Genomic DNA, 22,054 nt, shown 5'->3' with positions numbered 1-22,054 from the left:
ACCCGGCGTTGCGGCTTGGCTCCGGCGCCCCGGCTCGCCAGCATGGTCCGATGCGTCCACTGCGCCTCGGGTCCGTCTGCGCGACGGCCGTCGTGCTCCTCGCCGCCTCGGCCTGCTCCGTGCTCGGCGGCGACGACGCCGATCCCCCGGAGGGCGTGGCCGCCGACCTCGCCGCCGCCCTCGCCGCACACTCGCTGGGGGAGGTGCCGCTGACCGACGAGGCCGACCGGGCGACGTTCGCCGAGCTGGTGGCCCCGCTCGACGAGGTGCCCGTCGCGGTGCGGGTCGCCGCCGTCGAGCAGGACGAGCAGGTCGAGGGCGACGCCGCCTCCGGCGAGGACCGCGTCACCGCCACCGCCACCGCCACCCTGGCGTGGCGGTGGGAGCTCACCGACGCCGAGTCGTGGGAGTACGACACCACCGCCACGCTCGTACGCGAGGGGAGCGGGTGGGTGGTCGACTGGTCGCCGGGGGCGCTCGCCCCCGACCTCGCCGACGGCGACACCCTCGGGTTGCGGACCCTGCCGCCGAGCCGGGGCGACATCACCGGCGCCGAGGGTCAGGTGCTGGTCACCGAGCGACCGGTCCTGCGCTACGGGCTCGACAAGACCAAGGTCAGCGGACCGCAGGTCGCTCGCAGTGCGCGCCGGATCGCCCGCGTGCTCGACGTCGACGCGGCCTCGTTCGTCGAGCGGGCGGAGGCGATGGGGCCGGAGGCCTTCGTCGAGGCGGTGGTGCTGCGCGAGGACGACGCCCTCGACGTGCTGCCCGCCTTCGCCGACATCCGCGGTGCGCTCGCCGTGCGCGACACGCTGCCGCTCGCCCCGACCCGCGAGTTCGCCGCGGCCCTGCTGGGGCGGGTCGGTCCGGCCACCGCCGAGCTCGTCGAGGAGTCCGGCGGCCGCATCGCCGCCGGCGACGAGGTCGGCCTGTCCGGGCTCCAGGCCCGCTACGACGAGCAGCTGCGGGGCGTCCCCGGCACGGCCGTCGTGGCCCGCGACGCCGACGACCGGCTGCGCACCCTCGTCGAGGTCGCGCCCACCGACGGGGCCGACCTCGCGACCACCCTCGACCCCGCGCTGCAACAGAAGGCGGAGGACGTCCTCGGCGACCTCGGCGACCAGGCCCCGGCGACGGCGCTCGTCGCGATCCGTCCCTCGGACGGCGCGGTGCTCGCGAGCGCCAACGGGGCCGGGGCGGGCGGCGCCGACCTGGCCATGACGGGGCAGTACGCGCCCGGCTCCACCTTCAAGGTGGTCACCGCGCTCGCCCTGCTGCGCAGCGGGATGGGTGTGGGCGACGTGGTCTCGTGCCCGGCCTCGACCGTCGTCGACGGCCGCTCGTTCACCAACTACGACGACTACCCGGCCGCCGCGCTGGGCGACATCACCCTCACTCAGGCGATCGCCCAGTCGTGCAACACCGCGCTGATCGGCAACGCCGACCGGGTGGCCGAGGGTGAGCTGGCGGCTGCGGCCGGAGCGCTCGGCCTCGGCACCGACCACGACCTCGGCTTCCCGGTCTACTTCGGCCAGGTGCCGCCGCCCGAGACCGAGACCGGGGCCGCCGCCGACATGATCGGCCAGGGGACGGTCCTGGCCAGTCCCTTCGCCATGGCCACCGTCGCCGCGTCGGTGCAGGCCGGACGGGCGGTGCTGCCGGTCCTGCTGCCCGACCACGAGGTCGACCAGGTCGCCCCCGAGCGGCCGCTCACCGGCGGCGAGGCGGGGGCCCTGCGCGGACTGATGCGCAGCGTGGTGACCGCCGGGTCGGGGCGCTTCCTCCAGGACGTGCCGGGCCGGGTGGGTGCCAAGACCGGCACGGCCGAGCACGGCGAGCCGGACGCGTCGGGCGAGCTGCCGACGCACGCGTGGATGATCGCGACGCGCGGTGACCTCGCCGTCGCGGTGTTCGTCGAGACCGGCGTCTCCGGCTCCCAGACCGCGGGTCCGCTGCTCGAGGCGTTCCTGCGCTGAGCCTGCCCGCCGCGCGGCGCGCCGGCTCAGCGGTGCGCGAGGTAGAGGAAGTACTCCTCGGGCCGGTCCTGGAGCAGCACGTCGTGGGCCTGCTCCTCGGCGGCGCCGAACACCGTGCGCAGCGCGGCGAGCAGCTCGGGGGCGGCGCTCGCCGACCACACGACCAGCACGCCTCCGGGCGACAGCACGGCGCGACACCGCTGGAGGAACTCCTCCTCGTAGACCGCCTCGTTGCGCTCGTGCACGAGGTAGCCGGGCCCGTTGTCGACGTCGAGCAGCACCAGGTCGTAGGTCGAGCGGGCCTCGGCGATCGCCATCGCGATGTCGGCGTTGACCACGGTCGCGCGGGTGTCGGCGAGCAGCGCGGGCCCGTGCGGCACCGTCCCGTCGCGCATCCACCGGATCAGCGACTCCTCGATCTCCACCACCACCGCGCGCTCGACCCGCGTGTCGGCGAGCACCCGCTGGAGCGTGAAGCCCAGCCCGAGCCCGCCCACCAGCACCGAGGCCGGCTGCTCGACGAGGTCGAGGGCCTGGGCGGCGAGCTCGATCTCGCTGGTCGTCTCCAGCGTGTCCATCACGAAGACGCCGTTGACCCGCAGCTCGATGACGTCGGCCCCGGCGCCGGAGCTGCGCCGCCGCAGCACGACCTCCCCGCGGGCCGACTCCGCCCGGGCGATCTCGGGGCTCTCGGAGCTCTCGGGGCTCTCGGGGCTCCCGGTGCTCGTGCTCTCGGGACTGAGGGGGCCGGCCATGGCGCCATCCTGCCAACCGTGCCCGCGCCGATGGAAGTGGGCCACCGGTCGGCCGCGGAGGCAGGGCCCCGGAAGGTCGCTGCGGCGAGACGCTGGGTGAAATGACGCCCGGCCGCCCGGTCCGCGTCTACGGTGGCTCCGTGTACACCGTGGGGCGCACCGCAGAGCTGACGGGGGTGTCGACCGGCACCCTCCGCAAGTGGGAGCAGCGCTACGGGGTGGTCGTGCCCCTGCGATCGCCGAGCAACTACCGCCTCTACGACGACGAGGCGGTGCGTCGGCTCAGCGTCATGCGCAGCCTCGTCGACGCCGGGTGGAGCGCGCAGGAGGCCGCCCGCCACGTGGTGGAGAGCGCGAGCGCGGCCGAGGCGGAGGTCGTACGACCGCAGGAGCCGCCGTACGAGGAGCGCTTCGAGACGCTCCTCGGCTGCGCCCAGGACTTCGACGAGCCCCGGCTCGAGCGCCTGCTCGAGGAGAGCTTCGGTGACAACGACGTGGTGTCGGTGGTCGACGACTGGCTGCTGCCGTCGCTGGTCCACCTCGGCAAGGCGTGGCAGCGCGGCTTCGTCTCGGTCGCGGGGGAGCACTTCGTGACCGGTGCCGTGCACCGCCGCCTCGCGCTCGCCTTCCAGTCGGTGGCCCCCGCGCCCAGCGGTGGCCCGCGCGTCGTCGTCGGCCTCGCGCGCGGGTCGCGCCACGAGATCGGCGTCCTCGCGTTCGCCACGGTGCTCCGCTCGCGCGGCGTCGCGGTGACCTACCTCGGCGCCGACCTCCCGCTCGAGGCGTGGGTGAGCGCCGTCAGCCTCGTCCGGCCCGCGGCGGCCGTGCTGGCGGCGCCGACGCTCGAGGACCTCCCGGCCGTCCGCGAGGCGGTCCGCGCCCTCGCGCCCCTCACCGACGTGCTGCTCGGCGGCGCCTTCCAGGACCGGGTCGCGGGCGGCGAGCACCTCGGCCACGCCGCCGGCGCGGCCGCGGCGGCGCTCGCCACCCGCCTCGGCGCGGTGAGCTGACGCGTCAGCGCGCCGTGCGCCCCGACTCGTCCGCGCACCCGCTGCTGAACCAGTAGCTGCCCACGATGTCCATCCGGCACGCGGTGTCGGTCGCCGGGGCGTCGGTCGCCGCCGGCGAGGCGCTGAGGACGGAGCCGAGGGCCGCCGCGGCAAGGACCGTGACCCCGATGACGCGCAGGCGCCGTCCGGTGCGGTCGCGGCGACGCAGGCCGGGCCGGGGGGAGGGCCGTGCAGTGATCGCCATCGTCGTCATCGGGTCCTCCTGGGGCACCCCTGCGGCTTGTCCACAGTTTGTCCACTGTTGGTGGGTGATGCCGAGACTAGAACCTTGTCCACAGTTTGTCCAAAGTTCGCTACCCTCGGGGTGTGTACACCGTCGGACGCACCGCCCAGCTCACCGGAGTGCCACGCGAGACCCTGCGCAAGTGGGAGCAGAGATACGGCGTGGTGGCACCGGCACGCACCGAGGGCAACTACCGCCTCTACGACGACGAGGCGGTCCGCCGCCTGTCGGTGATGCGCGACCTCGTGGACTCCGGGTGGTCGCCGCGGGAGGCGGCGGGACGCGTGCTCGCCGAGCCGGACCGCTCGACGACCCCGGCCGGGCCGGAGGCATCGCCGCTCACGCGGATCGACGACCTCGCCTCGTGCGGCGAGGACTTCGACGTGGTGCGGCTCGAGGGCATGCTCGACAAGGCGTTCGCCGAGGCCGACCTCGCCGTCGCGGTCGACGAGTGGCTGATGCCGTCCCTCGTGCGCCTCGGCGAGGCGTGGCAGCGGGGCACGGTCGGCGTCGCCGGTGAGCACTTCGTCAGCGGGGCCGTGCTGCGCCGGCTCGCGCAGGCCTTCCACCAGTTCCCGCACCCCGCTCCCGACGCACCCCACGTGATGGTCGGCCTGGCCCGCGGCTCGCGCCACGAGCTCGGCATCATGGCCTTCGCGATGGTGCTGCGCAGCCGGGGCGTCCACGTCACCTACCTCGGTGCCGACCTGCCGGTGGAGAGCTGGATCGACACGGTCCGCGCGCTGCTGCCCGACGCCGTGGTGCTGGCCGTGCCGACCGTGGAGGACCTCCCGGCGGTCCGCGAGGCGGCGCAGGCGATCCGCCCGATCGCCCCGGTGCTGCTCGGCGGTGCCCACCAGTCGCGCGTCGAGGGCGCCGACGCCCTCGGGCACCGGATCGGGGAGGCGGCCGCCCGCCTCGCCGACCGGCTCACCGGCTCACCGGCTGAGCTCGCCGACTGAGCTCGCCGGTGCTGCTCGCGCCTACTGGGCGGAGCGGACGCGGATCCCCGAGACGGGCACGGTCACCGTCCCGGACGGGTCGGTGAAGAAGTCGTTGCCCTTGTCGTCGACGACGATGAACGCGGGGAAGTCCTCGACCTCGATCTTCCACACCGCCTCCATGCCGAGCTCCTCGTACTCCACGACCTCGACCGACCGGATGCAGTCCTGCGCGAGCCGCGCGGCCGGACCGCCGATCGAGCCGAGGTAGAAGCCGCCGTGGGTGCCGCAGGCGTCGGTGACCTGCTTGGACCGGTTGCCCTTCGCCAGCATCACCATCGAGCCGCCCGCCGCCTGGAACTGCTCGACGTAGGAGTCCATCCGCCCCGCGGTGGTCGGGCCGAAGGAGCCCGACGGCATCCCCTCGGGCGTCTTGGCCGGTCCGGCGTAGTAGACGGGGTGGTCCTTGAGGTAGGCCGGCATCTCCTCGCCGGCGTCGAGGCGCTCCTTGATCTTGGCGTGCGCGATGTCGCGCGCCACGACGAGCGGCCCGGTCAGCGAGAGCCGCGTCTTCACCGGGTGCTTCGTCAGCTCGGCGAGGATGTCGGGCATCGGCCGGTTGAGGTCGATCGGGACGACCGCCCCGCCCTCGATGTCGTGGGCCATCCCGGCGTCCGGCATGTACTGCGCCGGGTCGGTCTCGAGCTGCTCGAGGAAGACGCCCGCGGGCGTGATCTTGCCGAGTGCCTGCCGGTCGGCCGAGCACGACACGGCGATCGCGACCGGGCACGAGGCGCCGTGGCGCGGCAGCCGCACCACGCGCACGTCGTGGCAGAAGTACTTCCCGCCGAACTGGGCGCCGATGCCGAAGGACTGCGTGAGCTCGAAGACCTTCTCCTCGAGCTCGACGTCGCGGATGCCGTGGGCGCTCATCGAGCCCTCGGTCGGCAGGTCGTCGAGGTAGTGCGCGGACGCGTACTTGGCGGTCTTGAGGGCGAACTCCGCGCTGGTGCCGCCGATGACGACGGCGAGGTGGTAGGGCGGGCACGCGGCGGTGCCGAGCGAGCGGATCTTCTCGTCGAGGAACTCCATCAGGCGCGTCGGGTTGAGGACTGCCTTGGTCTCCTGGAACAGGAACGACTTGTTGGCCGACCCGCCGCCCTTGGCCATGAAGAGGAACTTGTACTCCGGCACGTCCTGCGCGGGGGTGGAGTAGAGCTCGATCTGCGCCGGCAGGTTGGTGCCGGTGTTCTTCTCCTCGAACGTCGTCAGCGGCGCGAGCTGGGAGTAGCGGAGGTTGAGCCGGGTGTAGGCGTCGTACACGCCCCGACTGATCGCCTCGCCGTCGTCGGCACCGGTGAGCACGCCCTCGGACTTCTTGCCCATCACGATCGCGGTGCCGGTGTCCTGGCACATCGGCAGCACGCCGCCGGCGGAGATGTTGACGTTCTTGAGCAGGTCGAGGGCGACGAAGCGGTCGTTGCCCGAGGCCTCCGGGTCGTCGATGATCCTGCGCAGCTGGGCGAGGTGGCCGGGCCGGAGGTAGTGGCTGATGTCGTGCATCGCCTCCTCGGTGAGCCGCCGGATCGCCTCGGGCTCGACCTGGAGGAACGTCCGCCCCCCGACCTCGACCGTCGACACGCCCTCGGTGGTCACCAGCCGGTAGGGAGTGGCCGGCGCGCCGTTGGACCCGGCGGTGGGGAGGAGGTCGGAGTAGTGGAAGTCGGCGGCGCTCACGGCCGCAGATGCTACGCCCGGTCGGGCTCCTCGCCCGATCCGGCCTCGGCGTCCGGCGGCGTCACCGGTCGCGCCGCCTCCTCCGCCGCCTCCTCTGCCGCCGCCTCCCGCTCCTTCTGCTCCCGCGCGATCCGGCGCTGGTCCTCCGCGCGCTCTCGCACCCGCTTGAGGAAGGCCTCGTCGGCAGCGGGGTCGGACGCGGCGTAGCGCCCGGGCCGGTCGTACTCCGGGAACGCGCGTGCGCTCCCCTCGTGGGGGCCCCGTGGTCGCGGCCGGCGCTGGGGCCGTCCCGCGACGAGCCAGGCGATCGAGCCCACGAAGGGGAAGAACAGCACGAGGAGGATCCACCCCAGCTTGGGGAGGTGGCGCACCTCGTCGTCGCGGCTCGAGATCGCCTCGATGAGGCAGTAGACGGTCAGCACCACAGGCACGAGGTACAGCACGATCCGCACGTCAGGACCCCCGCAGGTGGGCCCTGCCGGGGCCGCGGACGACGGGACGCGACCCGGCGTGTCGGGAGAGTAGCGCGAGGGCACGCGCGGGCATGCAGATCGCCTGCCGCACCGGCGCGGCGTCCCGACAGGTGCTCACCCCCCGGACGCGCCCCGTCCATTCGGGGGTAGCCTCCGAATGGACGGGATCGACGAGGCTTCGCGCGCGAGACATCCCCCCGACCCGCAGCAGTCGCTCCCCTGGAGGTCAGATGAACACCCGCACGATGCTCGCCTCGCTCACCGCGACGGCCACCCTCGTCTCGCTCGCGGCCTGCGCCGCGCCGGAGAAGGACAACGACACCACCACCGAGAGCGGGGTCGACGCGTCGTCGGCCACCACCGCCGAGGACTTCGGTGGGATGGAGGAGCTCGTCAAGGCCGCCCAGGACGAGGGCGAGCTCAACGTGATCGCGCTGCCGCCCGACTGGGCCAACTACGGCGAGATCATCTCGACGTTCGAGGACAAGTACGACATCGACGTCAACTCCGCCCAGCCCGACGCGGCCTCGCAGGACGAGATCAACGCGGCCAACGACCTCAAGGGCACCGAGCGCGCGCCCGACGTCTTCGACCTCGGCCAGTCCGTCGCCCTGGCCAACACCGACATGTTCGCGCCCTACAAGGTGGACACCTGGGACGACATCCCCGACGAGTTCAAGGACCCGGACGGGGCGTGGGTCAACGACTACGGCGGCTACATGTCGATCGGCTACGACTCGGCGGTCGTCCCCGACGTGACGTCGGTGGCCGACCTGCTCAAGCCCGAGTTCAAGGGCAAGGTCGCGCTCAACGGCGACCCGACGCAGGCCGGCGCCGCGTTCAGCGGCGTGATGATGGCGGCCGTCGCCAACGGCGGGTCCGCCGACGACATCGCACCGGGTGTCGACTTCTTCGCCGACCTCAAGAAGGCCGGCAACTTCCTCACCGTCGACCCCGACTCGACCACCATCGAGCAGGGCACGACGCCGGTCGTCATCGACTGGGACTACCTCGGTGCGGCCGCGGCGGCCAACGTCGACACCTGGAAGACCGTCGTCCCGTCGGAGGCGGTCATCGCGGGCTACTACTTCCAGGCCATCAACGCCGACGCGCCCCACCCGGCCGCAGCCCGCCTGTGGCAGGAGTTCCTCTACAGCGACGAGGGCCAGAACCTGTGGCTCGCGGGGGGTGCCCGCCCGGTGCGCGGTGAGCAGATGGCCGAGGACGGCACGATCGACGCCGAGCTGTGGGACGCCCTGCCGGAGGTCACCGGCGACCCGGTGATCCCCACCAACGCCCAGACGGAGGCCGCCGGCGAGTACCTCGCAGCGAACTGGTCCAAGGCCATCCGCTGAGCACGGCGGCGGTCACCGGAGCAGGCCGGGCCCGACGGTTCTCCGTCGGCCCGGCCCTCGCGCTGCTGCCGTTCCTCGTCTTCGTCCTGATCTTCCTGGTCATCCCGACGCTGACCGTGGTGGTCGGCGCCTTCCAGGACGGGGACGGCCGCCCGACGCTGGGCAACCTGGACGCGCTGACCAGCGACGCCGCGCTCACCGCGCTGCGGGGATCGCTGATCCTCGCGGCGTCCACGGCGCTGATCGGCGCCGTGCTCGGCGCGCTGCTGGCCTACCTCGTGGTCTCGATGCCCCCGCAGAGTCTGCTGCGCCGCGCCACGCTCGCGGTCAGCGGTGTCCTCGCGCAGTTCGGCGGGGTGGTCCTCGCGTTCGCCTGGATCGCGACCATCGGACCCGTGGGCGTGGTGACCAAGGCGGTGCTCGAGCTCGCCGGCGCCAACCTCTACGGCTCGGGCTGGCTCTTCGCACTGCCCGGCCTGGTCGTCGTCTACGCCTACTTCCAGATCCCGCTCATGGTGATCGTCTTCGCCCCCGCCTTCGAGGGGCTGCGTCCCCAGTGGCGTGAGGCGGCTGTCAACCTCGGCGCGAGCACCTGGGACTACTGGCGCCACGTCGCGCTCCCGCTGCTCACCCCGGCCTTCCTCGGCGCGCTGCTGCTGCTGTTCGCCAACGCCTTCGCGGCCTACGCCACGGCGGCCGTGCTGGTCAGCCAGGGCCAGCCGATCCTGCCGCTGCTCATCCGCCAGGCGATCACGAGCGAGGTGCTCCTCGGCCAGGCCAACGTCGGGTTCGCGCTGGCGCTGGAGATGATCGTCGTGGTGACCCTGGTGATGGGGGCCTACAACCTCCTGCTGCGCCGGACGTCGAGGTGGATGCGATGACCCCCACCCGGAGCTTCCGGATCGCCCGCGCCGTCCTGCTGGTGGCGTTCGCGGCCTACTTCCTCGTCCCGCTGCTCGCGATGTTCGACTTCTCCACCCAGGTGCGCGGCAGCGCGCCGGGGCGCACGTGGGACAACTGGCGCTTCATGGTCACCGACGAGGACCTGCGCTCCTCGATCATCGCCTCGCTGCTGCTGGCGCTGTTCACCGTGGTGCTGATGGTCGCCATCCTGGTCCCCACGATGGTGTGGGTGCGCCTGCGCGTGCCGCGCGCCCGCCGGTTGATCGAGTTCCTGTGCCTGCTGCCGCTGACCATCCCGGCGCTGGTCATCGTGGTCGGCATCAGCAACGTCTACTCGTGGGTGACCTACCTGCTGGGCGACTCCCCGCTGGTGCTGACGTTCGCCTACGTGGTGCTCGTGCTGCCCTACTCCTACCGGGCGATCGACGCCGCCCTGTCGGCGATCGACGTCGCCACCCTCGCCGAGGCGGCGCGCTCGCTGGGCGCGGGGTGGTTCACCGTCATCGTGCGCATCGTGCTGCCCAACATCACCGGCGGCGTCCTGGGGGCGGCGTTCATCTCCGTGGCCCTCGTGCTCGGCGAGTACGTCTTCGCCTCGCTGCTGCACTTCGACACCCTGCCGGTCGCGATGGCCGCGCTCTACAAGAACAACGGGCCGGCCGCGATGGCCGCCGCGCTCGCCTCCATGATCCTCGTGGCCCTGCTCCTCGTCGGGCTCACGTTCCTCGGCCGCGACCGGCACAAGCAAGGAGCCTCTTCATGAGCGACCACCCGGGCGAGCGGGGTCTCGCCGTCGAGCTGTCCGACCTGACCCGCGTCTACGGCGCGGTGCGGGCGCTCGACGGGCTGACCCTGCACCTCGCGCCGGGGGAGCTGGTCGCGCTCCTCGGCCCGTCGGGGTGCGGCAAGACCACGGCCCTGCGGATCCTCGCCGGGCTCGACCAGCCGACGTCCGGCACCGTGTCGGTCGGCGGTCGCGACCTGACCCGGGTGCCGGCCAACAAGCGCGACATGGGGATGGTGTTCCAGGCCTACAGCCTGTTCCCCCACATGACGGTCATGGACAACGTGGCCTTCGGGCTCAAGCTCCGCGGTCGCGACAGCGCGACGCGGCGGGCGCGGGCCGGGGAGATGCTCGAGCTCGTCGGGCTCTCCGAGCACGCCGACCGCTACGCCCACCAGCTCTCCGGCGGCCAGCAGCAGCGCGTCGCCCTGGCCCGCGCCCTGGCCGTCGAGCCGTCCGTGCTGCTCCTCGACGAGCCGCTCTCGGCCCTCGACGCCAAGGTGCGCGTGCAGCTGCGCGACGAGATCCGGCGCGTGCAGATCGAGGTCGGCACCACCACCCTGTTCGTCACCCACGACCAGGAGGAGGCGCTCGCCGTCGCCGACCGGGTCGGGGTCATCAACGCCGGCCGGCTCGAGCAGATCGCGCCCCCGGCCGAGCTCTACGAGGCGCCGGCGACCCCGTTCGTCGGCGAGTTCGTCGGCCTCAGCAACCGCCTCCCCGCCGAGGTGCGCGCCGGGGTCGCCTCGGTGCTGGGCCACGACGTGCCGGTGCTGCCGGGATCGGCCACCGACCGCGGCCTCGCCCTGGTGCGGCCCGAGTCGGTCTCGGTGGTCGCCGACGCGGACGGTCACGCCCGGGTCGCGACCGTGATGTTCCTCGGGGCCACGTCGCGGGTCACCTGCACCCTGGCCGACGGCACCGACGTGGTCGCCCAGCTCGCCAGCTCCGACGCCCTGCGGCTCTCGCCGGGCGACGCGGTGCGCCTCGACATCGCGCCCACCGCGGTGCTCGTGGTGGCCTGAGCCGTCAGCGCTGCTTCCAGGGGGTCACCAGCGCGGCGAGGTCGGGGGCCAGTGCCTTCTGCAGCAGCGGTCCGAACGTCACCCGGTGCACGCCCATCGCCTGCAGGTCCTCCAGCGAGCCCGCGGCAGAGCCCTGTCGTGGGTCGGCGATCACGTTGACCGGGCCGGACAGCGCGTCGAGGATGCGACGCAGCGAGTCGGCGTCGGGCGCGGCGACCGGATAGCTGCAGCGCGCGCCGGCCTCCTCGCACGCCAGCAGCCGGGTGATCGCCTCGGCGACCGGGTCGTCGAACCGGCCCTTGGCGACGAACGCGTCGGTGCGTGCGTTGATGACGAGGTCGACGCCCGCGGCGTCGGCGGCCTGGCCCAGGCCGCCGATGTAGTCGGCGTGCTCGGCGACCGACCGCATCCGCCCGCCCTCGGAGTGGACGGTGTCCTCGATGTTGAGCCCGACCGCTCCGGCCTCGAGCAGCCGCTCGACCAGCTCGGAGGGCTCGGCGCCGTAGCCGGCCTCCATGTCGGCGGTGACCGGCACGTCGGGCACGGCCGCGCAGATGCGGCGTACGCCGTCGAGGGCGTCGTCGAGCGTCATGTCCTCGTTGTCGCCCTGGCCGCGCGAGTCGGCCAGCGGGTGGCTGCCGATGCTCAGCGCCTCGAAGCCGGCGCCGGCGACGACCGTCGCGGACCAGGCGTCCCAGACGTTGGGCAGGACCAGCGTCGTGCCGGTGTGGTGGAGCTCGAGGAGCCGGGTGGCGAGGGCGGGGACGGAGGCCATGCCCCGAGGTTGCCACGCGCGGGCCTCCCGGCACAGGCCTGCGGGGGCATAGGTTCGCGCCCGCGGGCGTTCACCCGGCATGCAGGCTCCTGACACCGCGCGCGTCCCCGAGCCCGTCCTGAAGGCCGGAGTCGAGCCCGGTCCGGTGCTCGACGCGGTCGTGATCGGCGCCGGCCAGGCCGGTCTCGCCACGTCCTACTTCCTGCGCGGGCGCGGCATCGACCACCTCGTCCTCGACGCCAACCCGCAGCCCGGCGGCGCCTGGCAGCACCGCTGGGCGTCGCTGACCATGCGCGACGTGCACGGGGTGTCCGACCTCCCCGGCTCGAGCGCGCCCGACGGCTCGGACCGCGCGGCCAACCTCGTCGTCCCCGACTACTTCGACGGCTACGAGCGCTGGCACCACCTGCCCGTCGTGCGTCCCGTCCGCGTCGACCGCGTCGACAGCGAGGGCGGGCTGCTGGTGGTGCACGCGGGGGAGCGCGTGTGGCGCACCCGCACCCTGGTCAACGCCACGGGCACCTGGACGCGTCCGTTCGTGCCCTACTACCCGGGCGCCGCCTCGTTCCGCGGCGAGCAGGTGCACACCGCCCGCTACCCCGCTGCCGAGCACTTCCGCGGCCGGCGCGTCCTGGTCGTCGGCGGCGGCGCGTCGGCGGTCCAGCACCTCGGCGAGCTGGCACCGGTGACCGACACGCTGTGGGTGACCCGTCGCCCGCCCGTGTGGCGCGAGGACGACTTCGACTCCGCTGCCGGGCTCGCGGCCGTGACCGCCGTCGAGGACCGCGTACGCCGCGGGCTGCCGCCGGCGAGCGTGGTCAGCGTGACCGGGCTGCTGGTGCGCCCCCAGGAGCAGGAGGCGGCCCGGCTCGGGGCCTACGACCGGCTGCCGATGTTCGAGCGGATCGAGCCCGACGGCGTGCGGTGGGCCGACGGGCGGTTCGAGCGCGTCGACGCGATCATCTGGGCGACCGGGTTCCGGCCCGCCGTCGACCACCTGGCACCGCTCGGCCTGCGCTCGTCGTCGGGCGGGATCGCGCTCGTCCCCGTGCCCGGCAACGTGCAGGCGGCGACCACGGCCGCACGTGACCCGCGCGTGCAGCTCGTCGGCTACGGGCCGTCCGCCAGCACGCTGGGCGTCTCGCGAGCCGGCCGGCAGGCGGCGCTCGCGGTGTCGCGGCACCTGGGCTCGGTCGCGGCCTGACGCCCGTCACGGGTCGGTGCGCCGCGATCTCGCTAGGCTGGCCCCATGGGGGAGCTAGAGAACCGCCCGCACGACCCGTCGCAGATGCGCATCTCCGACGCCGACCGCCAGCGCGTCGCCGACGTGCTGCGGGACGCGGCCGGCGACGGTCGCCTCGACCTCGACGAGCTCGAGGAGCGCCTGGAGCTGACCTGGCAGGCCAAGACCTACGGCGAGCTCGTGCCGATCACCCTCGACCTGCAGGCGCCCGGTCCGGCGCCGCACGCCGCCGCGTCCCCGGTGCGCCGACCGGATCCGGGGCTGCCCGCGGTCGGCCACAACTCCTCGGTCGCGATCATGAGCGAGACCGCGCGCAAGGGGGTCTGGGCGGTGCCCGAGCACCACAGCGCGTTCGCGCTGATGGGTGCCGTCGTCATCGACCTGCGGCAGGCCCAGCTCTCGGCCCACGAGACCCTCATCAACGCCAGCGCGATCATGGGGGAGGTCAAGGTGATCGTCCCCGCCGACATGCACGTCGTGCTCGACGGCACCCCGATCATGGGCGAGTTCAGCCAGGCCAAGGACAAGGTGCCCGCCGAGCTCGGCCCGGGCTCGCCGATCGTGCGGGTGCGCGGCATGGCGCTGATGGGCTCGGTCACCGTGCAGCGCCAGCCCGCCCCGGGCACGCCGAAGAAGTACCTCGGCACCTACTGAGCCGCCCGGCCGCGTCCCGGCCGCTCGACGCCCGCGGGCAGCGCCCGTGGACGCTCGATTGCCCCACCCTGCTCCGGCCCCTACTGTGACCCGGGTCACTTCACTACGGATCGTCCGGCACGTACCTGCCGGTGAAGGAGCAGAAAATGGCATCAGTGACGTTCGAGAAGGCGCAGCGCTGGTATCCCGGCACCGACGAGCCGGCCGTGCCCGGCATCGACCTCGAGATCAAGGACGGCGAGTTCATGGTGCTCGTCGGCCCCTCGGGCTGCGGCAAGTCCACCACCCTGCGGATGCTCGCCGGGCTGGAGGAGGTCAACGAGGGGCACATCTACATCGGCGACCGTGAGGTCACCACCGTCCCGCCCAAGGACCGTGACATCGCGATGGTCTTCCAGAACTACGCGCTCTACCCGCACATGTCGGTCGAGGAGAACATGGCGTTCTCGCTCAAGATGGCCAAGGTGCCCGCGGCCGAGCGCAAGGAGCGCGTGGCGAAGGCCGCGGAGCTCCTCGGCCTCACCGAGTTCCTCCAGCGCAAGCCCAAGGCGCTCTCCGGCGGTCAGCGCCAGCGCGTCGCCATGGGTCGCGCGATCGTCCGCGCACCGCAGGTCTTCTGCATGGACGAGCCGCTGTCCAACCTCGACGCGAAGATGCGCGTGCAGACCCGCACCGACATCGCCCGGCTGCAGCAGGACCTCGGCGTGACGACGGTCTACGTCACCCACGACCAGGTCGAGGCGATGACGATGGGCGACCGGGTCGCGGTGATGAAGCTGGGGGTGCTCCAGCAGGTCGACACCCCGCTCGCGCTCTACGACAAGCCGGTCAACCTGTTCGTCGCCGGCTTCATCGGCTCGCCCCAGATGAACCTGATGGAGGGCGTGGCGGTCGACGGCGACGTCAAGGTCGGCGGCTACACCGTCCCGGTCGACCCGGCCGCCGAGCGCAAGATGTCGGGCCGCGTCACCGTCGGGGTCCGCCCGGAGAGCTGGCGCCTGGTCGGCGCCGCCGACGGCGGCCTCCCCGTCAAGGTGACGGTCGTCGAGGAGCTCGGGGCCGACAGCTTCGTCTACGGCACCTGCGACGTGGAGGGCACGCCCTCCAACGTGATCGTCCGCCTGAGCGGGCGCCAGCACCCGCAGAAGGGGGAGATGCTCCACGTCACGACCGACCCCCAGCACGTGCACGTGTTCGACACCGAGTCGGGGGAGCGGCTCTCCGACTGACGGGCCAGTCCGACCAACGACGGAGGCCCCGGGAGCGCTGCTCCCGGGGCCTCTGTCGTGCTCTGTCGTGCTCGGTCCGACGTGCTCAGGTGGCGGGGTCGGCAGTGGGCTGCACGTCGTCCTGCGCTTCCCCGACCTGCTCCGCCTTCGCCATCGCGTTCTCGCCCGGGATGATGCCGGCGTGCTCGGCGTCCATGGTGAGGTTCTCGCCGGTGGCCGGGTCGAAGAGGTGGATCTTGCGGGCGTCGACCCAGATCGTCGCCTCGTCGCCCTCCTGGATCCGGCTCGAGCCGTCGAGGGAGACCACCAGCTGGGTGCGCAGCGACTCGCCGTCGAGGTCCTTCTCGAGCTGGGCGAGCTGCTCGCGCACCTCCGGCGGCGCCTCGAAGGGGATGTAGGCGTAGGCCTCGTTGCCGAGCCACTCCACCACGTCGACGGTGGCCTTGAACGTCGCCTCGTCGGTCACCTTGTCGCTGTCGACGACGCTGGCGTCCTCGAAGTGGTCGGGTCGGATGCCGGCGATCAGCAGGCCCTTGCCCTGCGCGCGGGCCACCCGCTCCTCGGGCATCGTCACGGTCCCGAAGGGCAGCTCCACCCTGTTGCCGTCGACCTTCGCCGGCAGGAAGTTCATCGGCGGCGAGCCGATGAACCCCGCGACGAAGAGGTTGGCGGGGTTCTCGTAGAGCTCGCGCGGCGTCGCGTGCTGCTGGAGCACGCCCCGCTTGAGCACCGCGACCCGGTCGCCCAGCGTCATCGCCTCGGTCTGGTCATGGGTGACGTAGACCGTGGTGATCCCCAGCCGCTTCTGCAGGCGCGAGATCTCCGTGCGCATCTGGCCGCGCAGCTTGGCGTCGAGGTTGGACAGCGGCTCATCGAAGAGGAACGCCTCCGCGTCGCGGACGATCGCGCGGCCCATGGCGACGCGCTGGCGCTGACCGCCCGACAGGTTGCCCGGCTTGCGCTCGAGGTGCTCGTCGAGCTCCAGCGTCTTGGACGCCGCGCGGACCTTCTCGTCGACCTCGGCGTCGGACTTCCCGGCCAGCCGCAGCGGGAACGCGATGTTCTCGTAGACGGTGAGGTGCGGGTAGAGGGCGTAGTTCTGGAACACCATCGCCAGGTTGCGCTCGCGCGGGGCGAGGTCGTTGACCCGCTTGTCGCCGATGATCATGTCGCCTGAGGTGATGTCCTCGAGTCCCACGATCATCCGGAGCAGGGTGGACTTGCCGCAGCCCGAGGGGCCGACGAGGATCAGGAACTCCCCGTCGTCCACGTCGATGCTCACGTCGTTGACGGCCGGGAAGCCGTCGCCGTACTCCTTGACGATGTTCTTCATCTGAATGCCAGCCATGAGCTGATCACCCCTTCACTGCGCCGGAGGTGAGGCCGGCGACGATCTTGCGCTGGAACAGCAGGACGATGACGATGATCGGGATCGTCGAGACGACGGCCCCCGCGGCCAGCAGCGACGCCGGCCGGTTGAACGGGTCGGACCCGACGAAGAACGACAGGGCCGCCGGGATCGGTCGTGCGGCTTCGGTCGAGGTGAGCGAGATCCCGAAGACGAAGTCGTTCCAGGCGAAGAAGAACGTCAGGATCGCCGCGGTGAACACACCGGGGGCGGCGAGCGGGACGATCACCTTGCGGAACGCCTGCCACGAGGTCGCGCCGTCGACCTGGGCGGCCTGCTCCATCTCCCACGGGATCTCGCGGAAGAAGGCCGACAGGGTCCAGATCGCCAGCGGCAGCGTGAACGACATGTAGGGGATGATCAGCCCCGGCCAGGTGTCGTAGATGCCGAAGGTGCGCCACATGTCGAACAGCGGCCCGACCAGCGACACCACCGGGAACATCGCGATCACCAGGGCGAGCGTCAGCACGAACTTCTTGCCGGTGAACTCCAGGCGGGCGATGGCGTAGGCGGCGAGCGTGGCGATGATGACCGACAGCAGCGTCGCGATCAGCGAGATGCCGACGGAGTTGAGGATGGCGCGCAGGAACTGGTCGTCGGCCAGCACGTCGCGGTAGTTCTGCCATCCCGCGCCGCCGCCCTCGGCGGGCAGGAAGCCCGGGCTGCCGTTGGTGATGGACGCCTGGCTCTTGAACGACAGCGAGATGATCCACGCGACCGGGAGCAGGCACCACACCAGGATGAGGATGGCGCCGACGACCACGCCGACCTTGTTCTTCGCGGACATGTCATCCCTCCTGTCGGGCCGCGGCGAGGTCGACGCGGAAGATCTTGACGATGAGGAAGGCGATCAGCAGCACCGAGAGGAACAGCAGCACCGACAACGCCGAGCCGATGCCCAGCTGGAACTGCTCGATCACCTGGCGGTAGGTGAGGAACGAGATCGACTCGGTGCCCTGCGCGCCCGCCGTCATGACGTAGATGTTGTCGAAGATGCGGTAGGCGTCGAGGGCGCGGAAGAGCACCGCGACCATGATCGCCGAGCGCATGTTGGGCAGGATCACCTTCCACAGCCGCTGCCACCAAGTGGCGCCGTCGACCTTGGCGGCCTCGAGCATGTCCTCCGACACCTGTGCCAGCCCGGCGAGCAGGAGCAGCGACATGAACGGCGTGGTCTTCCAGATCTCCGAGACCATGATCGCCGCCATCGCCGAGCCGTACTGGCCGAACCAGTTGAAGCCGTCCTCGACGAAGGGCAGCCACTCGTTGACGAAGCCGTTGTTGTTGCTGAACGCGAACTGCCACGCGAAGCCCGAGACGACGGTGATGATGCCGTAGGGGATGAGGATGGAGGTGCGGATGATGCCGCGCGCGAAGATCACGCGGTGCATCACCATGGCGAAGGCGAAGCCGATCACCAGCTCGAACGCGACGGTCACGACCATGATGAAGACGGTGTTGAGCGTCGTCTCCCAGAACAGCGAGTCGGTCAGGGCGGTCCAGTAGTTGGAGAGCCCGATGAACTCGCGGTCGTCGGGGGCGGTCAGGCTGTAGTTGAAGAGGCTGAGGTAGATCGCGCGCAGCATCGGGAACGCGGTCACCAGCAGCATCAGGACGATGGCCGGCGCGACCAGCTTCATCCCGAGGCTGTTCTCCGCCTTGGACCGGTCGCTGGCGGCGGCCTTCTCGGCCCGCCGCACGTCACGCTTGTCGTCGGGCGCCACGGTCGTGTGCGTCACAGCAGGCTCCTTCCGGCGAGGACGTCGGACAGGAACTTCTCCGACTCCCGGGGTGTCGAGTCAGGGTTGACCGACGTCGGTGAGTGCCAGACCGACTGCACGGCGCTGGAGATCTGGCTGTAGAAGGGACTCTTCGGCCTCGGCCCGCCCTCGTCCACGCTCGTGCGGTAGAGCTCGATGAGGCTCTCGGGGAACTCCCCGCTGGCCACCACCTCGTCGTAGGCCGTGTTGGTCGACGGCATCAGGCCGTCGTTGATGGCGAGATCGACCTGGACGTCGGTGGAGGTGATGCACTGCGCGGCCTCCATGGCCCAGTCGGGGTGCTCGGAGTAGGCGCCGACGCCGATGTCGATGCCACCGATCGGCGGCTTGGACGGCTCGCCCTCGACGGTCTCGGGGTAGCGCGCCCACCCGAGGTCCTCGAACTCCTGCTCGTCGGCGGGGCCGCCCGGCTTGCCGATCAGGCCCTTGTAGTTGGCGTAGACGAACGTCCAGTTGACCATGAACTCGCCCGGCCCGTCGGCCGGGAACATCTGGCCGAGGCTGGTGCCCTCGTTGGACACGGTGAGGTCCGGCTGCGCGGCGGAGCTCTTGGCGAGCTTCTCGATGATCGCCGCGGCCTCGCGCCCGGCATCGGTGTCGAGCTCGACGGTCGCGTCGCGGCCGGCCTCGGTGTCGGTGATGATGGCGCCGCCCGCGCCCTGCATGAGGGCGTTGATCCACACGACGTAGGCCTCGTAGCGGTTGGCCTGCACGCCGACGGTGCCGCCCTCCTTGGCGGCCGCGTCGATGATCTGGTCCCACGTGACCGGCTTGTCCATGTCGAGGCCGGCGGCCTCCGCCATCGACTTGCGGTACCAGAGGACCTGCGTGTTGGCCCAGAGCGGGATCGCGTAGACCGTGTCGTCCCACACCACCGTGTCGGCCGCGCCCTCGAGGTAGTCGCCGCCGTCGGTGATCTCGGTGGCGAGCTCCTCGGGAACCTCCTGCAGCCAGCCCGCGTTGGCGAACTCGGCGACGAAGACCGGGTCGAGGTTCATGATGTCGGTCGAGGAGTCCTCGGCCGCGAGGCGCCGCGCCAGCTGGGTGCGCTGGTCGGTCGCGCTGGAGGGCAGCTGCTGGACCTCGATGTCGTACTGGTCGGTGCTGCACTTCTCCGCCCAGGTGCGGAACGTGTCCACGCCGTCGGGGTTGACGTACCAATTGAGCGTCGCCTTCCCGCTGTCGCCGCCACAGGCGGACAGCAGCCCGCCCGCGAGAGCGAGGGCGGCGAGCGATGCCACTCTCCGTATCGGCCTGGGCCGACCTCGTTGCCGGATCGACGATGCTCGTGACATCCGCGCCCCTCCTCATGCCTAGTCTGAGTCTCTGGTCTAGTGGCCCACGACCCATTTGGCAACAGATCCCACTCCTTGGGGCAGGGTGGGGAAGGGGAACGACATGACGGCGGTGTGGCGCGCCCCGGGGCGCATCAACCTGGTCGGTGAGCACACCGACTACAACGACGGGTTCGTCCTACCCTTCGCCCTCGAGGTGGGCTGCACCGCGACGGTGACGGCGGGCGCGTCCGGCGACGACGGGTGGCGGGTGCGCTCGGCGCAGGAGGCGCAGCCCGTCACGGTGCCCCGCACCGGCCTGGGAGACGCCCCCGAGGTGCCGGACTGGTCGCGCTACGTCCTCGGCGCGCTGTGGCTGCTCACCGACCGCGGGGTCGACGTCCCCCCGCTCGCGATCGAGGTGGACTCCGACGTGCCGACCGGGGCGGGGCTGTCCTCGTCGGCGGCGCTGGTGTGCTCGGTCGCCCGGGCCGTCGACGACCAGCTCGGCCTCGGGCTCGACGACGACGCCCTCTTCGCGTTGACCCGCGACGTCGAGAACGACGCCGTGGGCGCGCCGACGGGCGGGATGGACCAGCTGGTGAGCCTGCGCGGGCAGGAGGGGCACGCCCTCTTCTGCGACATGCGCAGCCACGACACCCGCCCGGTGCCGCTGGACCTCGCCGGCCAGGGGCTGGCGGTCCTCGTGGCAGACACCCGCGCGCCCCACCGCCACTCCGACGGCGAGTACGGCGCCCGCCGGCGCGGCTGTGAGGAGGCCGCCCGCCGGCTCGGCGTGCCCGCGCTGCGCGACGTCGCCGTCGGCGACCTCGACGACGCGCTCGCCCGCCTCGACGACGCCGAGCTGCGCCGCTACGTGCGCCACGTCGTCACCGAGGACGACCGGGTGCTCTCGGTGGTGCGGCTGCTCGACGACGACCGCCTCGCCGACATCGGCCCCCTGCTGACCGCCTCGCACGCCTCGATGCGCGACGACTTCCAGATCACGGTGCCCGAGGTCGACACGGCGGTGGACGCGCTGCTCGACGCAGGCGCGCTGGGCGCCCGGATGACCGGCGGCGGGTTCGGCGGGTGTGTGATCGGGCTGGTGCCCGAGCCCGACGTCGAGCGCGCGGGCGACGCCGTACGCGCCGCGTTCGCCGACGCGGCGTTCACCGAGCCCGCCCTCTTCACCGCCCGGCCCGCCCGCGGCGCCCACCGCCTCCCCGGCGGTGTCCGCGGTGGGGCCCTTGGCAGCTGAGTCTCCGGGAGACTCACCCGACTTGGTGGGCGAGTCCGACACCTGGAGGCCGTTGCAACCCCCTCCAAGTGTCGGAGTCCCCGCTCGAGCGGGGACTCCGACGCCGGCCTCGAGCGGGGACTCCGACCCCGGGGGCGTGCGGGCGCCGGCCTCAGGCGGGGACTCCGGCGGCCGTCAGGCCGAGGCGCGGTCGGCGGTGCGGCGGATCGCCTCGACGAAGGTGGGAAAGAGGCCGGGGGGCAGGTCGTGGCCCATGCCGTCGATGGTGAGCAGCTCGGCGCCCGGGATCGCGGCGGCGGTCGAGCGGCCGCCGCTGACGTGGACCATCTTGTCGGCCGTGCCGTGGATGACGAGGGCCGGCACGCGTACGCGTCGCAGCCGCGGCGTGCGGTCGTCCTGGGTCAGGATGGCCAGCATCTGGCGGAGCGCGCCGGGGTTGCTCACGCCGCGGTCGAAGGTCTCGGCGGCGCGCGAGCGCAGCGCGTCGGGGTCGGTGGGATAGCCCGCCGACCCGATCAGCGACCACATGGCCAGGCTGCTCTCGATGTAGGCCTCCCGCCCGGCCCGGCGGGGCGCGATCAGCCGCGGCAGGAGCGAGGGGTGCTGCCAGCCGACCGTCCGCCGCCCGGTCGTGGAGCTGATGCTGGTCAGCGACCGGACCCGGGTGGGGTGCTCGACGGCGACGGTCTGGGCGATCATGCCGCCCATCGAGACGCCGACCAGGTGGGCCGAGTCGATCCCGAGGTGGTCGAGCAGCCCGACGGCGTCGCCGGCGAGGTCGGACATCGAGTACGGCGCGTCCGCGCGCCCGGTGACGAAGGCACGCACGAGCTGGCCGGGGTGCACCGGCGCGTCGACCCGCGTCGACCTCCCGGTGTCGCGGTTGTCGTAGCGCACCACGTGGAAGCCGGCCGCGGCGAGCTGCTCGCAGAGGGACTGGTCCCACCACGTCATCGGACCGCTCAGCCCCATCACCAGCAGCAGCGGCTCGTCGTCGGGGTCGCCGAAGGTCTGGTAGCAGAGCTCGACCTCGTTGCCGACCGGAGCGCGGAGCTCGTCGGACGCGACGGGCGGCTGGGTGCTGTCTGGACGGGGCTCGGACATGGCCCCAGTGAACACGACGGCCCGCGACGAGCAGGCGAGGCGCCGACGTCCCGCACGCGCAGGTCGGGGTGGGCTAGGTTCGA

At 72.3% G+C, this 22,054-nt stretch carries 21 protein-coding genes; 11 read left to right on the top strand and 10 right to left on the bottom strand.

Features of this window, described 5'->3' with window-relative positions; genetic code table 11:
* Positions 1-50 precede the first annotated feature (50 nt).
* The gene (locus JX575_RS15095; RefSeq protein ID WP_186340510.1) at positions 51-1,976 is read left to right on the top strand and encodes a penicillin-binding transpeptidase domain-containing protein; all 1,926 of its coding nucleotides are present in this window, start codon (positions 51-53) and stop codon (positions 1,974-1,976) included.
* Between the two features lie 26 nt (positions 1,977-2,002).
* On the opposite strand, the gene JX575_RS15090 is transcribed toward JX575_RS15095, so the two are convergent.
* Entirely contained in the window at positions 2,003-2,731 is a 729-nt protein-coding gene (locus JX575_RS15090) for a hypothetical protein (RefSeq protein ID WP_186340511.1), read from the bottom strand.
* 140 nt (positions 2,732-2,871) lie between these two features.
* Between JX575_RS15090 and JX575_RS15085 the strand changes: the two genes are divergently transcribed.
* Positions 2,872-3,741, top strand: coding sequence for a MerR family transcriptional regulator (locus JX575_RS15085; RefSeq protein ID WP_186340512.1), 870 nt, complete (start codon positions 2,872-2,874; stop codon positions 3,739-3,741).
* A 4-nt stretch (positions 3,742-3,745) separates the two neighbouring features.
* Here JX575_RS15085 and JX575_RS15080 read toward each other — a convergent pair whose 3' ends face one another.
* A complete protein-coding gene (locus JX575_RS15080; protein WP_186340513.1) occupies positions 3,746-3,994 on the bottom strand; it encodes a hypothetical protein in 249 nt (82 codons plus the stop codon).
* Between the two features lie 113 nt (positions 3,995-4,107).
* Between JX575_RS15080 and JX575_RS15075 the strand changes: the two genes are divergently transcribed.
* Positions 4,108-4,986, top strand: coding sequence for a MerR family transcriptional regulator (locus JX575_RS15075; protein ID WP_186340514.1), 879 nt, complete (start codon positions 4,108-4,110; stop codon positions 4,984-4,986).
* Positions 4,987-5,007: 21 nt separating this feature from the next.
* On the opposite strand, the gene JX575_RS15070 is transcribed toward JX575_RS15075, so the two are convergent.
* Together JX575_RS15070 and JX575_RS15065 are read right to left on the bottom strand one after the other, a co-directional pair.
* Positions 5,008-6,702 (bottom strand): fumarate hydratase, encoded by a 1,695-nt coding sequence (locus tag JX575_RS15070; RefSeq protein ID WP_186340515.1) that lies wholly within the window; start codon positions 6,700-6,702, stop codon positions 5,008-5,010.
* An 11-nt stretch (positions 6,703-6,713) separates the two neighbouring features.
* On the bottom strand, positions 6,714-7,154 hold the full coding sequence (locus tag JX575_RS15065; RefSeq protein WP_186340516.1) for a PLD nuclease N-terminal domain-containing protein: 441 nt from the start codon (positions 7,152-7,154) through the stop codon (positions 6,714-6,716).
* A gap of 251 nt (positions 7,155-7,405) precedes the next feature.
* Between JX575_RS15065 and JX575_RS15060 the strand changes: the two genes are divergently transcribed.
* From JX575_RS15060 to JX575_RS15045, 4 genes are all read left to right on the top strand, one after another.
* Positions 7,406-8,530 carry an ABC transporter substrate-binding protein gene (locus JX575_RS15060; RefSeq protein ID WP_186340517.1) on the top strand — a complete coding sequence of 375 codons (1,125 nt, stop codon included), beginning with the start codon at positions 7,406-7,408 and terminating at the stop codon, positions 8,528-8,530.
* Between the two features lie 119 nt (positions 8,531-8,649).
* Positions 8,650-9,411, top strand: a complete 762-nt coding sequence (locus tag JX575_RS15055; protein ID WP_222129515.1) for an ABC transporter permease subunit — start codon at positions 8,650-8,652, stop codon at positions 9,409-9,411.
* On the top strand, positions 9,408-10,196 hold the full coding sequence (locus JX575_RS15050) for an ABC transporter permease subunit (protein WP_186340518.1): 789 nt from the start codon (positions 9,408-9,410) through the stop codon (positions 10,194-10,196). Before JX575_RS15055 ends, JX575_RS15050 begins: the two co-directional genes overlap by 4 nt.
* Complete coding sequence (locus tag JX575_RS15045; protein WP_186340519.1) at positions 10,193-11,242, top strand: ABC transporter ATP-binding protein; 1,050 nt, start codon at positions 10,193-10,195, stop codon at positions 11,240-11,242. The genes JX575_RS15050 and JX575_RS15045 overlap by 4 nt, the downstream gene beginning before the upstream one ends.
* 4 nt (positions 11,243-11,246) lie before the next feature.
* Here JX575_RS15045 and JX575_RS15040 read toward each other — a convergent pair whose 3' ends face one another.
* A complete protein-coding gene (locus JX575_RS15040; protein WP_186340520.1) occupies positions 11,247-12,017 on the bottom strand; it encodes an isocitrate lyase/phosphoenolpyruvate mutase family protein in 771 nt (256 codons plus the stop codon).
* Positions 12,018-12,096: 79 nt separating this feature from the next.
* Between JX575_RS15040 and JX575_RS15035 the strand changes: the two genes are divergently transcribed.
* The 3 genes from JX575_RS15035 (at position 12,097) to ugpC (JX575_RS15025) (ending at position 15,143) form a co-directional block, all read left to right on the top strand.
* A complete protein-coding gene (locus tag JX575_RS15035) occupies positions 12,097-13,221 on the top strand; it encodes an NAD(P)-binding domain-containing protein (protein ID WP_186340521.1) in 1,125 nt (374 codons plus the stop codon).
* Positions 13,222-13,266: 45 nt separating this feature from the next.
* Positions 13,267-13,914 carry a DUF1707 domain-containing protein gene (locus JX575_RS15030; RefSeq protein WP_186340522.1) on the top strand — a complete coding sequence of 216 codons (648 nt, stop codon included), beginning with the start codon at positions 13,267-13,269 and terminating at the stop codon, positions 13,912-13,914.
* A gap of 146 nt (positions 13,915-14,060) precedes the next feature.
* Positions 14,061-15,143, top strand: coding sequence for a sn-glycerol-3-phosphate ABC transporter ATP-binding protein UgpC (ugpC, locus tag JX575_RS15025; RefSeq protein WP_186340523.1), 1,083 nt, complete (start codon positions 14,061-14,063; stop codon positions 15,141-15,143).
* Between the two features lie 85 nt (positions 15,144-15,228).
* Here ugpC (JX575_RS15025) and ugpC (JX575_RS15020) read toward each other — a convergent pair whose 3' ends face one another.
* Genes ugpC (JX575_RS15020) through JX575_RS15005 form a run of 4 tightly spaced genes read right to left on the bottom strand, consistent with a single transcriptional unit; the run spans position 15,229 to position 19,573 of the window.
* The gene (ugpC, locus tag JX575_RS15020) at positions 15,229-16,491 is read right to left on the bottom strand and encodes a sn-glycerol-3-phosphate ABC transporter ATP-binding protein UgpC (protein ID WP_186340524.1); all 1,263 of its coding nucleotides are present in this window, start codon (positions 16,489-16,491) and stop codon (positions 15,229-15,231) included.
* A gap of 7 nt (positions 16,492-16,498) precedes the next feature.
* Positions 16,499-17,338: a carbohydrate ABC transporter permease gene (locus tag JX575_RS15015; RefSeq protein ID WP_186340525.1), complete on the bottom strand. Its 840-nt coding sequence runs from the start codon at positions 17,336-17,338 to the stop codon at positions 16,499-16,501.
* 1 nt (position 17,339) lies between these two features.
* On the bottom strand, positions 17,340-18,290 hold the full coding sequence (locus JX575_RS15010; protein WP_241005192.1) for a sugar ABC transporter permease: 951 nt from the start codon (positions 18,288-18,290) through the stop codon (positions 17,340-17,342).
* Positions 18,287-19,573 carry an extracellular solute-binding protein gene (locus tag JX575_RS15005; RefSeq protein ID WP_186340526.1) on the bottom strand — a complete coding sequence of 429 codons (1,287 nt, stop codon included), beginning with the start codon at positions 19,571-19,573 and terminating at the stop codon, positions 18,287-18,289. The genes JX575_RS15010 and JX575_RS15005 overlap by 4 nt, the downstream gene beginning before the upstream one ends.
* A 157-nt stretch (positions 19,574-19,730) precedes the next feature.
* Here JX575_RS15005 and galK point away from each other — a divergent pair, with 157 nt between their 5' ends.
* Entirely contained in the window at positions 19,731-20,867 is a 1,137-nt protein-coding gene (gene galK / locus JX575_RS15000) for a galactokinase (RefSeq protein ID WP_186340527.1), read from the top strand.
* 174 nt (positions 20,868-21,041) lie between these two features.
* On the opposite strand, the gene JX575_RS14995 is transcribed toward galK, so the two are convergent.
* A complete protein-coding gene (locus tag JX575_RS14995; RefSeq protein WP_186340528.1) occupies positions 21,042-21,971 on the bottom strand; it encodes an alpha/beta fold hydrolase in 930 nt (309 codons plus the stop codon).
* Positions 21,972-22,054 lie beyond the last annotated feature (83 nt).

This window comes from Nocardioides sp. zg-1228, assembly GCF_017086465.1.
GTDB lineage: Bacteria > Actinomycetota > Actinomycetes > Propionibacteriales > Nocardioidaceae > Nocardioides.
The sequence above is the reverse complement of the archived record's forward strand: the minus strand, read 5'-3'. Positions and strand labels throughout refer to the sequence as shown.